General features: G+C 74.3%; 9 protein-coding genes. 1 reads left to right on the top strand and 8 read right to left on the bottom strand.

Going from position 1 to position 12,678, the window contains the following annotated elements; translation table 11 throughout:
• Nucleotides 1–111 precede the first annotated feature (111 nt).
• From KKR89_RS09145 to pyrR, 8 genes are all read right to left on the bottom strand, one after another.
• The gene (locus KKR89_RS09145) at nucleotides 112–1,014 is read right to left on the bottom strand and encodes a hypothetical protein (RefSeq protein ID WP_208195073.1); all 903 of its coding nucleotides are present in this window, start codon (nucleotides 1,012–1,014) and stop codon (nucleotides 112–114) included.
• Between the two features lie 194 nt (nucleotides 1,015–1,208).
• Nucleotides 1,209–2,057: an orotidine-5'-phosphate decarboxylase gene (gene pyrF, locus KKR89_RS09140; RefSeq protein ID WP_208195072.1), complete on the bottom strand. Its 849-nt coding sequence runs from the start codon at nucleotides 2,055–2,057 to the stop codon at nucleotides 1,209–1,211.
• Nucleotides 2,054–5,392, bottom strand: coding sequence for a carbamoyl-phosphate synthase large subunit (carB, locus tag KKR89_RS09135; RefSeq protein WP_208195071.1), 3,339 nt, complete (start codon nucleotides 5,390–5,392; stop codon nucleotides 2,054–2,056). Before carB ends, pyrF begins: the two co-directional genes overlap by 4 nt.
• Nucleotides 5,392–6,612, bottom strand: coding sequence for a glutamine-hydrolyzing carbamoyl-phosphate synthase small subunit (gene carA, locus KKR89_RS09130; protein WP_208195070.1), 1,221 nt, complete (start codon nucleotides 6,610–6,612; stop codon nucleotides 5,392–5,394). The genes carB and carA overlap by 1 nt, the downstream gene beginning before the upstream one ends.
• Entirely contained in the window at nucleotides 6,609–7,160 is a 552-nt protein-coding gene (locus KKR89_RS09125) for a PH-like domain-containing protein (protein WP_208195069.1), read from the bottom strand. Before KKR89_RS09125 ends, carA begins: the two co-directional genes overlap by 4 nt.
• Complete coding sequence (locus KKR89_RS09120) at nucleotides 7,160–8,470, bottom strand: dihydroorotase (protein ID WP_208195068.1); 1,311 nt, start codon at nucleotides 8,468–8,470, stop codon at nucleotides 7,160–7,162. The genes KKR89_RS09125 and KKR89_RS09120 overlap by 1 nt, the downstream gene beginning before the upstream one ends.
• Complete coding sequence (locus KKR89_RS09115; protein ID WP_208195067.1) at nucleotides 8,467–9,522, bottom strand: aspartate carbamoyltransferase catalytic subunit; 1,056 nt, start codon at nucleotides 9,520–9,522, stop codon at nucleotides 8,467–8,469. The genes KKR89_RS09120 and KKR89_RS09115 overlap by 4 nt, the downstream gene beginning before the upstream one ends.
• Nucleotides 9,519–10,112 carry a bifunctional pyr operon transcriptional regulator/uracil phosphoribosyltransferase PyrR gene (pyrR, locus tag KKR89_RS09110; protein WP_208195066.1) on the bottom strand — a complete coding sequence of 198 codons (594 nt, stop codon included), beginning with the start codon at nucleotides 10,110–10,112 and terminating at the stop codon, nucleotides 9,519–9,521. Before pyrR ends, KKR89_RS09115 begins: the two co-directional genes overlap by 4 nt.
• A gap of 195 nt (nucleotides 10,113–10,307) precedes the next feature.
• Between pyrR and KKR89_RS09105 the strand changes: the two genes are divergently transcribed.
• Entirely contained in the window at nucleotides 10,308–12,644 is a 2,337-nt protein-coding gene (locus KKR89_RS09105; RefSeq protein WP_208195065.1) for a putative bifunctional diguanylate cyclase/phosphodiesterase, read from the top strand.
• Nucleotides 12,645–12,678: the final 34 nt, after the last annotated feature.

Here is a 12,678-nt window from a genome sequence, read left to right as displayed (position 1 = left end):
CGGAGATCCTTGTCGCCGATGCGCGGGATCTGAAGACGAAACTAGCGAGGGGACTGCCGCTCGGCAACGCGGGCGGGTCGCGTGTCGCGCCTGGACCTGCGCCGACGCCGGTCAGCCCGGCTCGTCGGCGCCCTCGGGCGGGCCCGTCGGGGGGCGCCGGGCGGGCGTGGCGGGCTCGCCCCGGGCCGCGGTCCTGACCGGCGCGAGGGCGCGTACGTGCGCGACGGTGCAGGTCCCCAGGCGGGGGTCACCGTCGACGAGCGCCGCCACCACGTCCTGGAAGGCCTTGCGCAGCCCCCGGGCGGTGATCGGCATGCCGACGGCCGCGACCGCGCCGGTCCGCGGGTGGACCGAGGGGTGCGCCCGCACCCAGAGCTGCGGCGGCGGGCTGCCCTGGAGCGTCGCGACGAGCTGCTCGCGTGACGAGAGCCACGTCCCGACGGCATGGCGCGCCGGCTCCCCCAACCCGTGCGTCGTCCCGTCCAGCACGAGGGCCGTGCGGTCGGCGGCGAGGTCGGTCACGCACGCCCGCGCCAGGTCACGCTCGGTCGCACCGGTGTCGGCGAGCGTCAGCGCGTGCGCGCGGAACCGGACCCAGACGTGCCACGAGACGCCGTGGGGGCGTCGACCCTCAGCGCGCGCGAGGAGGAGGCGTGCCGGAGCCGTGTCCCGCACGACGGCCGGGGTCGCCGGGCGGCTCAGCGCCTCGAGCGCAGCCTGCGCCGTGGGGGCGTCGAGCAGCCGTGCGTCCGTCGCGAACCGCACGAGCCCGCGCGCGGCGGTCGCGCGCTGCCGCACGGACGCCGCCGACGGCTCACGCCCGGCGCCGGTCGGCGACACGAGCCACTGGGCGAGCACCTCGCTGCCGAGGACGTGGGACAGCCCCTCCTCCCCCGCCGCGTCGCGGAGGTTCGCCAGGGCCCATCGGTAGGCGCGCGCGGTACTGGGGTGCCGGTCCCCGAGCAACCCGAGGTACCGCCCCACGGCCTGTTCCACGGTCGCGTCTCTCGGCACGTCCGCACCCTAGCGACCAGCTAGGACATCGGACGTGCGCGCAACCGGCCCCCGGCGTTCTGGGTCGGTCGTTGGTCCGTGCCGGCGGCCGTCAGGCCGCCCTTCTGGTCAGTTCCCTAGCCTGTTCGAGCGCTAGGTTCCGTTATTGTTCACCGCGAACGAGCATGCGGACGCCACGCGCACCGCATGCCCGGTCAGCGCAGGGCTGCGGCCGCCTCAGAGCTCGCGCGGAGCGCCGCCGCACGCAGCGCCCCCACGTCCGGACCCGCGCGGAGCACTCCCCTGCTGGACGACGCCAGCACCTGGTGGCGGGCTCCCCCGAACACCCGGGACAGCTCCGCCGCACCGGCACCCTGCGCGCCCACCCCGGGCGCCAGCAGGGGGCCGTTGACGCGAGCCAGGTCCACGCCTGCGCGCACCGCGGCGTCGCCCACCGTCGCACCGACGACCAGCCCGACCGACCCGAGCGGCGCCGCCCCGGCGTTGAGCGCCGCGGCACGCGCGGCCATCGTCGCCGCGACGCTCACGCCCTCCTCCGTACGCGCGTGCTGCACCTCGTGCCCCTCCTTGTTCGAGGTGAGGCACAGCACGAACAGCCCGCGTCCCGTCGACAGGGCGAGGTCGACGGCCGGGTCGAGCGAACCGAACCCCAGGTAGGGCGAGACCGTCAGCGCGTCACCGGCGAGCGGCGAGCCGTCGCGCAGGAACGCGTCCGCGTAGGCACCCATGGTCGAGCCGATGTCGCCGCGCTTGGCGTCCACCACGACGAGCGTCCCGGTCTCCCGGCCCGCCGCGACGACCTCCTCGAGGACCGCGACCCCCGCGGAGCCGTGCCGCTCGAAGAAGGCCGCCTGCGGCTTGACCGCCGCGACCCGCCCCGCGACGGCCTCCAGGACCCGGAGCGCGAACTCGCGCACGCCCGTCGCGTCGTCGGGCAGCCCCCACTCGGCGAGGAGCGACGCGTGCGGGTCGATCCCGACGCACAGGGGCCCGTGCGCGTCCATGGCCGCCGCCAGGCGGGCGCCGAACGGCGCGCCCGTCACGCGACCGCCGCCGCGTCGCGGGCCGCGCGCCGCGCCGCGGCTGCGGCGTCGTGCTCCTGCAGGCTCGTCACGGTGAACGGACCCGACTGCCGCGCCTCGATCGCCTGCACCGCGGCGCCGAGCTGCTGCACCGTCGTGACGATCGCCTTGTCGGCGGCGGTCGTCGCGGCACGGATCTCGTAGCCGTCGGCGCGAGCGCCCTGGCCCGACGGGGTGTTGACGACCATGTCGATCTCTCCGGCGGAGATGAGGTCGACGATCGTGGGCTCACCGTCCGGGCCACGGCCCGCCGAGTGCTTGCGCACGATGCGCGCGACGATCCCGCTGCGCCGCAGCACGGCCGACGTCCCCTCCGTCGCGAGGACCTCGAAGCCGAGCTCCACGAGGCGCTTGACCGGGAACACGATCGAGCGCTTGTCGCGGTCGGCCACCGAGATGAACACGCGGCCCCCCGTCGGCAGGCCGCCGAACGCCGCCGCCTGCGACTTGGCGAACGCGGTCGGGAAGTCCACGTCGAAGCCCATGACCTCGCCGGTCGACCGCATCTCCGGGCCGAGCACGGTGTCGACGACGGTCCCGTCGGCCGTGCGGAACCGCTTGAAGGGCAGCACGGCCTCCTTGACCGCGATCGGCGCGTCGAGGTCGACGACGCTCGCGTCCGTCGCGGGCAGCACACCCTGCTCGCGCAGCTGCGCGATCGACCGGCCCGTCATGACGAGCGCCGCGGCCTTGGCGAGCGAGACGCCCGTGGCCTTGGAGACGAACGGTGCCGTGCGCGACGCGCGCGGATTGGCCTCCAGCACGTAGAGCACGTCGGACACGAGCGCGAACTGGATGTTGAGGAGCCCGCGCACCCCGACCCCCCGTGCGATGGCCTCGGTGGAGTCCCGGATCCGGCCGAGCTCCGACACCGACAGGGTGACGGGAGGCAGCACGCAGGCCGAGTCGCCGGAGTGCACGCCGGCCTCCTCGATGTGCTCCATGACACCGCCGAGGTACAGCTCGGTGCCGTCGTAGAGCGCGTCGACGTCGATCTCGATCGCGTCGTCGAGGAACCGGTCGATGAGCAGCGGCGGCAGGCTCCCGCCGCGGTCGCCGCCCAGCTGCTCGGCGATCGCGCGATCGACGTACTCGGTGAGCTGCGCCTCGTCGTAGACGATCTCCATACCGCGCCCGCCGAGCACGTACGACGGGCGCACGAGGACGGGGAAGCCGATCCGGCGGGCTGTCTCACGTGCGGCCTCGAGGTTCGTCGCCGTGCCGAACGCCGGTGCGGGCAGGCCCGCGGCGGCGAGGACCGCGCCGAACTCGCCGCGGTCCTCCGCGGCGTCGATCGCCTCGGGCTGCGTGCCCAGGATGGGCAGGCCGGCGTCGGACAGCCGCTGCGCGAGCGACAGCGGCGTCTGACCGCCGAGCGTCACGATGAGCCCGGCGACGGGTCCGGCCGCGAGCTCCGCCTCGTAGACCTCCAGGACGTCCTCGAAGGTCAGGGGCTCGAAGTAGAGCCGGTCGGCCGTGTCGTAGTCCGTCGAGACGGTCTCCGGGTTGCAGTTGACCATGACCGTCTCGTACTCGCCCTTGAGGGCCAGCGCGGCGTGCACGCACGAGTAGTCGAACTCGATGCCCTGCCCGATGCGGTTCGGTCCCGAGCCCAGGATGAGGACCGCGGGCCGCTCCCGGGGCCGGACCTCCGTCTCCTCGTCGTACGACGAGTAGTGGTACGGCGTGCGCGCCTCGAACTCCGCCGCGCAGGTGTCGACCGTCTTGTACACGGGACGCACGCCCAGCGCCCAGCGTGTGCGTCGCACCGCGTCCTCGCTGGTCTGCCGCAGCGAGGCGACCTGCGTGTCCGACAGACCGTGCCGCTTGGCGTGCACGAGCACGTCGGTCGTGAGCGCCGGGGCGTCGGCCGTCGCGCGCGCGACCTCGTTGACGAGCTGGACCTGGTCCAGGAACCACGGGTCGATGCCGGTGCGGGCGTACACGTCGTCCACGGACACCCCGGCGCGCAGCACCTGCTGCACGTCGACGAGCCGGTGCTCGGTGGGCCGCGAGATCGACGCCACGAGGGCCTCGAGGTCCTCGCCCGTGGCCGGCTCGCCGTCCCAGTGGAAGCTGGAGCCGCTCTTGTCGAGGGACCGCAGCGCCTTGCCGAGCGCCTCGGTGAAGTTGCGGCCCATCGCCATGGCCTCGCCCACGGACTTCATGGTGGTGGTGAGCGTGTCGTCCGCCGCGGGGAACTTCTCGAACGCGAAGCGCGGGACCTTCACGACGACGTAGTCGAGCGTCGGCTCGAACGACGCGGGCGTCGACCGCGTGATGTCGTTGGGGATCTCGTCGAGCGTGTAGCCGATCGCGAGCTTCGCGGCGATCTTCGCGATCGGGAAGCCCGTCGCCTTCGACGCCAGCGCGGAGGACCGCGACACGCGCGGGTTCATCTCGATGACGATGACGCGCCCGGTGTCGGGGTGCACCGCGAACTGGATGTTGCAGCCGCCGGTGTCGACGCCGACCTCGCGGATGACCGCGATACTGATGTCGCGCAGGCGCTGGTACTCGCGGTCGGTGAGCGTGAGCGCCGGCGCGACCGTCACCGAGTCGCCGGTGTGCACGCCGACGGGGTCGACGTTCTCGATCGAGCAGACGACCACGACGTTGTCGTGGTTGTCACGCATCAGCTCGAGCTCGTACTCCTTCCAGCCGAGGATCGACTCCTCCAGGAGCACCTCGGTGGTCGGCGAGTAGTGCAGGCCCTGCCCGACGATCCGGCGCAGGTCGGACTCGTCGTACGCGAGGCCGGAGCCCAGGCCGCCCATGGTGAACGACGGCCGCACGACCATCGGGTACCCGAGGTCCTCGGCCGCGACGAGCGCCTCGTCGACCGTGTGGATGATGACCGAGCGCGCGGACTCGCCGCCCGCGATCGCCACGACCTCCTTGAACGCCTGGCGGTCCTCACCCTTCTGGATCGCCGCGATGTTCGCGCCGATGAGCTCGACGTCGTACTTCTCCAGCACGCCGGCCTCGTCGAGCGCGATCGCCGCGTTGAGAGCGGTCTGGCCGCCGAGGGTCGGCAGGAGCGCGTCGGGACGCTCCTTGGCGATGATCGACGTCAGGACCTCGGTGGTGATCGGCTCGACGTACGTCGCGTCGGCGAACTCCGGGTCGGTCATGATCGTGGCGGGGTTGGAGTTGACGAGGACGACCCGCAGGCCCTCCTCCTTCAGCACGCGGCACGCCTGCGTGCCGGAGTAGTCGAACTCGCAGGCCTGCCCGATGACGATCGGGCCGGAGCCGATGACGAGGACGGACTTCAGGTCGTCGCGACGCGGCATCAGGCGGCGCCCTTTCCGGTGGTGGCGGCGTCCGCGGCCGAGCCGGAGCCGTCGCGGTGCGTGGTCATGAGGTCGAGGAAGCGGTCGAACAGGTAGGCGGCGTCGTGCGGTCCGGCCGCAGCCTCCGGGTGGTACTGCACGGAGAACGCGGGCAGGTCGAGCGCCTCGAGGCCCTCGACGACGTCGTCGTTGAGGTCGATGTGCGACACCCGCACGCGCCCGTAGCGACCGCCGTCGAAGGGCGCGGCCGTCTCGCCGTCCAGCGGGGCGTCCACGGCGAAGCCGTGGTTGTGGGCCGTGATCTCCACCTTGCCGGTCGTGCGGTCGACGACGGGCTGGTTCACGCCGCGGTGCCCGTAGCGCAGCTTGTAGGTGCCGAAGCCGAGCGCACGGCCGAACAGCTGGTTGCCGTAGCAGATCCCGAAGAACGGGATCCGCCGGTCGAGCACGCCGCGCAGCACGTCGATCTCGTGGCGCGCCGCCGACGGGTCGCCGGGGCCGTTGGAGAAGAACACGCCGTCGGGCTGCACCGCGAGCACGTCCTCGATCGACGACGTCGCGGGCAGCACGTGCACCTCGACGCCGCGCTCCGCCAGGCGCTGCGGCGTCATCGACTTGATGCCGAGGTCGACGGCAGCGACCCGCGCGTACGGGGCGTCCAGCGGTGCGCCGTCGGCGTCCAGGGCCTGCACGACGTACGACTCGTCGACGCTGACCTCGCCCGCCAGGTCGGCACCGGCCATCTGCGGTGCGGCCAGCACCTCGTCGACCAGCTCGTCGACCGGGCGCCGCTCACCCTCGGGACGCACGATCGCGTCGCCGGAGAAGATGCCGGCGCGCATGACCCCGCGCTCGCGCAGGTGCCGCGTGAGCGCACGGGTGTCGACGTCGCTGATCCCGACCACGCCCTGCGCGACCAGGTCCTCGTCGAGGGAACGGCGCGCACGCCAGCTCGACGAGCGCCGCGCGGGGTCGCGCACGACGTAGCCCGCCACCCAGATGCGCGACGACTCGGGGTCCTCGTCGTTCACGCCGGTGTTGCCGATGTGGGGCGCCGTCATCACGACGATCTGCCGGTGGTACGACGGGTCGGTCAGGGTCTCCTGGTAGCCCGTCATGCCGGTGTTGAAGACGATCTCGCCGACGGTGCGTCCGGTGGCCCCGTAGGCCCGTCCGGCGAACGTGCGGCCGTCCTCGAGGACGAGGATCGCGTCGCTCATGCCTGCTCCTCCTGCGCCGCGGACGGCGTCGTGTCGGTGTCGGTGGGCGCTGCCGGCAGGGTGCGCACGGCGGCGAGCAGCGCGGCGCGTGCGTCGTCGTGGCGCACCTGCAGCGCGGTGTCGATGGCGGTGCCCGACGTGGCGTCGGGCACCCAGGTGAGGACGACGAGCTCGTCGCGGCCGACGAACTTACCGGCCTGCCCGCTCGTCGTGCCGACGGCGCTCAGCGCGCCGGCGGGGACCCAGACGTCACGCGCGCCCGTCCGGGCGACGAGCACGCCGTCCGCGTGCACCCGCACGCGTGCCGGGCTGCGCACGCCCAGGTCGTGGGCCACGACGCGGTCGAGCCAGTCGCCCGAGCGCGTCGAGGACACGTAGACCGCCTCGAGGTCGTCCGTGAGCGGGGCACCGCGCGTGCCGGGCACGTCGGGCAGGGTCGGCACGAGGGCCGCGGTCCGGCGCCCGCGCGCCCGCCAGCCGTGCCACATGCCCCACAGGCCCAGCACCGCGAGCGCGGCCAGGACCGTGACGGAGAGCCAGACGGGCATCAGACGTGCACCCCGCGCTCGACCGGTGCACCGTCGAGCACGGTCGCGCGCCCGCGCAGGAACGTGGCGACCACGCGGCCCGGCAGCTCGCGGCCCGCGAACGGCGAGTTGACGCTCGCGGTCGCCTGCTCCTCCGGGACGACGACGCGACGCGCGGCCGGGTCGACGAGCGTGAGGTTCGCGGGCTCACCGACGGCGATCGGCCGACCGTGGCCGGCCACGCGGCCGATCCGCGCGGGTGCGGCCGACATGACGCGTGCGACGTCTGCCCAGGTCAGGCGGCCGGTGTCGACCATGGTCGCCTGCACGACCGACAGCGCGGTCTCCAGGCCCGTCATGCCGAAGGCCGCGGCGCCCCACTCGCAGTCCTTGTCCTCCCGCGCGTGGGGTGCGTGGTCGGTGCCCACGGTGTCGATCGTGCCGTCGGCCAGCCCCTGGCGGACGGCCTCGACGTCCTCGGCCGTGCGCAGCGGCGGGTTCACCTTGAAGCGCGGGTCGTAGCCGCGCACGAGGTCGTCGGTCAGCATGAGGTGGTGCGGCGTCACCTCGGCCGTCACGTCGATGCCGCGGGCCTTGGCCCACCGCACGATCTCGACCGAGCCCGCGGTGGACAGGTGCAGCACGTGCAGGCGCGAGCCGACGTGCTCCGCGAGCAGGACGTCGCGCGCGACGATGGCCTCCTCCGCCACCGCCGGCCAGCCCGTCAGGCCCAGCTCGGCGGAGACCACGCCCTCGTGCATCTGCGCGCCCTCGGTGAGCCGCGGCTCCTGGGCGTGCTGCGCGACGACACCGTCGAACGCCTTGACGTACTCCAGCGCGCGGCGCATCACGACCGGGTCGTGCACGCACTTGCCGTCGTCCGAGAAGACGCGCACGGCGGCGGCGGACCGCGCCATGGCCGACAGCTCGGCGAGGCGCTCCCCCGCCAGGCCGACGGTCACCGCGCCGACGGGGTGCACGTCGCACCAGCCCGCGTCGCGGCCCAGGCGCCAGACCTGCTCGACGACGCCCGCGGTGTCCTGCGTGGGCGTCGTGTTCGCCATCGCGTGCACCGCGGTGAACCCGCCGAGCGCCGCCGCGCGGGTCCCGGACTCCACGGTCTCGGCGTCCTCGCGCCCCGGCTCGCGCAGGTGCGTGTGGAGGTCGACCAGCCCGGGCAGCAGCACGAGGCCGGTGGCGTCGACGACGACGGCGTCCGCGCCACCCCGTCGCGCGTCCGCGCCCATCGCGGCCACGACGCCGTCGGCGATCAGCACGTCGGTGGGGTCGCCGCCCAGCGGCCGGGCCCCGGTCAGCAGATACGTCGTCACGCGTGCGTCCTCGTCTCGTCCGTGCGCACGTCCGTGCGCTCCTGGCCCTCCGCCGTCGGCGTGCCCGCCGCGTCGTCGCGGCCGCGTGCCGGCTCCCCGCCCGCCAGCAGCAGGTACAGCACGGCCATGCGCACCGCGACGCCGTTGGCGACCTGCTCGACGATGACGGCCCGCGGCGAGTCGGCCGCGTCCGCCGAGATCTCCAGGCCACGGTTCATCGGACCGGGGTGCAGCACGACGGCGTGGTCCGGCAGCACGGCCAGCCGCCGGGCGTCCAGACCGTAGCCCCGCGAGTACTCGAGCGGGCTGGGGAAGAAGCCGCCGCCCGCGCTCGACATCCGCTCGCGCTGGACGCGCAGCATCATCACGGCGTCGGGGCCGGTCGCGAGCACGTCGTCGAGGTCGTACGACACCTCCGCGGGCCACGCGTGCACGCCGACGGGCACGAGCGTGGGCGGTGCCACCAGGGTGACCCGCGCGCCCAGCGTGCGCAGCAGCTGGACGTTGGACCGCGCGACGCGGCTGTGCAGCACGTCGCCCACGATCGCGACGTGCACGCCCGCGAGGTCGCGACCCGTCGCGTCGGCCCGACCGCCGTCGCCCACGAGGTGACGGCGCAGCGTGTAGGCGTCGAGCAGCGCCTGCGTCGGGTGCTGGTGCATGCCGTCGCCGGCGTTGACGACCGCGCCGCGCGTCCAGCCCCCGTGCGCGAGCGTGTGCGGTGCGCCCGAGGCCGGGTGCCGGATCACGACCGCGTCCGCGCCCATCGCCTGCAGCGTCAGGGCCGTGTCCTTGAGCGACTCGCCCTTGGAGACGCTCGACCCCTTGGCGGAGAAGTTGATGACGTCGGCGGACAGCCGCTTGGCGGCGGTCTCGAACGAGATGCGGGTGCGGGTGGAGTCCTCGAAGAAGAGGTTGACGACCGTGCGGCCGCGCAGCGTCGGGAGCTTCTTGATCTCCCGGGCCTGCGTCGCGGCCATCTGCGCCGCCGTGTCGAGCACGCGGACCGCCTCGGTGAGGTCGAGGTCCGCCGCGGAGAGCAGGTGCCTCATCGGGCACCCCCCTCGATGACCACGCGGTCCTCGCCGTCGGTCTCGGACAGCAGGACCCGGACACGCTCGGCCGACGCGGTGGGCAGGTTCTTGCCGACGTAGTCGGCGCGGATGGGGAGCTCGCGGTGCCCCCGGTCGACGAGGACGGCGAGCTGCACCGCGCGCGGCCGGCCCAGGTCGCTGATCGCGTCGAGCGCGGCACGGATCGTGCGCCCCGAGTACAGGACGTCGTCCACGAGCACGACGACGCGGCCGTCGATGCCGTCACCGGGGACGTACGTCTCGCCGATCGTGCGGGTCGGCTGGTGCGCCAGGTCGTCGCGGTGCATCGTCACGTCGAGGCTGCCGACGAGGTCTGCGGCCGGCACGTGCTCGACCTGCTCCAGCCGCTGCGCGAGGCGGCGGGCGAGCGGGAGGCCACGTGTGGGGATGCCCAGCAGGACGACGTCGTCGACGCCCTTGTTGCGCTCCACCACCTCGTGCGCGATGCGGGTCAGCGCGCGGGCGATGTCGTCGGCACCGAGGACGGTGGTGCCGGGTGCCGCGTGCCCGGGCTCGGACTCCCCGGACGTGGACGTGGGCGTGCTCATGCGTGCGACTCCTTCCCCGCCTCACAGGACGGGCTTAAAGGGAGATTGCTCGCGGCCGATCCTACCGTCGCTCGCGGCGCCGTCCCGCACGGCGCGACGTGACGCGCGGCACGCCGCGCGGACGGCCGTACGGGTGGGTGAGCATCACCCGGTGGTTCGTTCATCCCGGGCCCGACGTGCGCCGATGTTCCCCACATGCTCGGCGACGTCCCCCTGTGGACCACCGTCCTACAGTTCCTCGCTGCCGGTCTGGTCGGTGGCTTCTGCGTGCTGCAGTGGGTCTGGTGGCGCGGCGCGCTGCGCTCCGAGGGGTCGACGTGGTCCCTGGCCCTCTCCGTCGCGATGGCCGGGCTGGTGCTCGTCGCGGGCCTGCACGGCGTCACGGTCGCGCCCGAGGCGCGCGAGGCGCTGTCGTTCCTGCACGGCCAGCTCGTGGGCGTCGTGGCCCTGCTGTGCCTCCCCGCGACCCGCGCGTTCGGCGGCGGGGGGCCGCGGCTGCGCCCGTGGGTGACGGCCGCCGCCGTCGTCCTCGTCCTGCGGACCGCGCTGTGGTTCCTCACGTTCGGTCCCGTCGACGACCCGGGCCCGCCGACGGCCAGGCCCGTGGCGGTCGCGCTGCTGTTCGTCGCCCTCGGCGTGGTGGTCGGTTACGTCGTGGCGGCCCTCGGCAGCGTGCGGCTCAACCGCCTCGGCGTGCTGCTGGTCTGCGCCGCGGGGGTCTCGATGGGCGCCCTCACCGCCGGGGTCCTGCTCGCGGGCCGGCCGGTGGGCGCCGTGCTCGCGAGCCTGTGGCCGCTGCCGCTGGCCGTCGGGCTCGAGTGGCTCGCGTCCGCGCGCCTGCGCCGCGCGCAGCTGACCGCACAGCGCCGCGAGCTCATGCGCGACGCCCTGTCGGCCGTCACCAACAGCGCCTGGTTCCACCGCGACGCGGACGCGCTGCTCCTGCAGGCCCGCGATGCCGCGCGCGAGGTCCTCGCCGACCCGAGCATCGAGGGGTCGCTGCGCCCGCTGCAGCGCGACCGCTACGTCGCCGACCTGTTCCCGGCCGCCCCGGACCGGCTCGCCCCCCACGAGCGCACCTTCCTCATCGACCTGGGGCTCGTGGTCTCCACGGCGGCCGAGCGGTACACGCTCACGGCCCGGCTGTCGCGGGCCGCGGTGACGGACACCCTGACCGGTCTGCCGAACCGGCGCGCGGTCGACACCCACCTGCGCGAGGTGCTCGAGCGGGCCGCGGTCGAGCGCACGCGCGTCTCGGTCGTCTACTGCGACATCGACGGCTTCAAGGACGTCAACGACCGCGAGGGGCACGCGGCGGGTGACGACCTGCTGCGACGCACGGCGGGCTTCCTGCGCGGCTGGGTCGACGACGACACCTACGTGGCCCGGCTCGCGGGCGACGAGTTCGCCGTCGTCGTGTGCCGCGCACCCGGTGACGACGAGCTCGCCGACCTCGCGCGCCGCATCCGCAGCGGCTTCGGCGCCCGCGTCGGCACCGTGGCCGGCCCCCGCCTCACCTGCGGCGTGGCGACGTGGAACCCGACCGACATCGTGGACCCCGACGCGCTGCTGCGGCACGCGGACGCCGCCATGCTCGAGGCGAAGCGGACGCAGTCCGGGCACCGCGTGTTCGACCCGGCGCTGCGGGCGCGCGCCGAGGACGCACGCCGGCAGCGCGCCGCGCTCGAGCGCGCGGTCGAGGAGGACCGGATCACGGCGTACTTCCAGCCGATCGTCGACACCCGGACGCTCGAGGTGGTCGGCCTGGAGGCGCTCGCGCGCTGGCACGAGGGCGACAGCTTCATCCTGCCCGAGCACTGGCTGACGCTCGCCGAGCAGAGCGGACTCATCGTGCCGATCGGCAGGTCGATGATCCGCCAGGCGCGGCGCGCGCTCGACCGGCACCACATGCCGGTGGCCGTGAACCTCTCGGCACGCGAGCTGCACGAGCCGGACGTCCTCGAGCGCATCGACGCCGCCTGGTCCGGCGGGCCGTGGGAGCACCTGACGATCGAGATCACCGAGAGCACGATGCTGCGCACGGCCGCCGCCGTGCCCGTCCTGTCCGAGCTGCGCGCCCGCGGGGCGCGGATCGCGCTGGACGACTTCGGGACCGGGTTCAGCTCGCTCGCGCGCCTCGCTCGCCTGCCCGTCGACGTCCTGAAGATCGACCGGTCGTTCGTCCGGGAGGTGCGCACGCCGCGCGGCGCGGGACCGGTCCGGGCGATCGTGGCGCTGGCGGAGCACCACGGGCTCGACGTCGTGGCCGAGGGCGTCGAGTCGGCGGGGGACCTGGAGATGCTGGTCGAGCTCGGGGTCCCGCAGGCGCAGGGCAACTTCGTGGGTCGACCGGCCCCGGGCCTGCCCGTCCGGGGCGCCCGGCCGCAGCCGCGGCTCCCGGGTGGGCTGGTCGCGGTCGAGGACCTGCGCCCGGTCGGGCCTCGTCTGCCCCTGCGCCGTCCGCAGCTCGTGCCGCGACCGCTGCGCGTCGTGCAGGGGTCCCTGGACGACACGACGCCCGAGCACCTGTGAGGGTGCCCGGGCGTCGGGTGGTGCTCGCGTGGCC

Origin of the sequence: Cellulomonas dongxiuzhuiae (assembly GCF_018623035.1) — a bacterium.
GTDB classification, from domain to species: Bacteria; Actinomycetota; Actinomycetes; order Actinomycetales; family Cellulomonadaceae; genus Cellulomonas; species Cellulomonas dongxiuzhuiae.
Note: the sequence above shows the minus strand (reverse complement) of the source record. Positions and strands in the feature narration are given on the sequence as shown.

Excerpts from the sequence above, each read along its gene's own strand:
- carB (WP_208195071.1), bottom strand. The coding sequence starts at position 5,392 with ATGCCGCGTCGCGACGACCTGAAGTCCGTCCTCGTCATCGGCTCCGGC.
- KKR89_RS09105 (WP_208195065.1), top strand. The coding sequence starts at position 10,308 with ATGCTCGGCGACGTCCCCCTGTGGACCACCGTCCTACAGTTCCTCGCT.
- pyrR (WP_208195066.1), bottom strand. The coding sequence starts at position 10,112 with ATGAGCACGCCCACGTCCACGTCCGGGGAGTCCGAGCCCGGGCACGCG.
- KKR89_RS09115 (WP_208195067.1), bottom strand. The coding sequence starts at position 9,522 with ATGAGGCACCTGCTCTCCGCGGCGGACCTCGACCTCACCGAGGCGGTC.
- KKR89_RS09125 (WP_208195069.1), bottom strand. The coding sequence starts at position 7,160 with ATGCCCGTCTGGCTCTCCGTCACGGTCCTGGCCGCGCTCGCGGTGCTG.
- carA (WP_208195070.1), bottom strand. The coding sequence starts at position 6,612 with ATGAGCGACGCGATCCTCGTCCTCGAGGACGGCCGCACGTTCGCCGGA.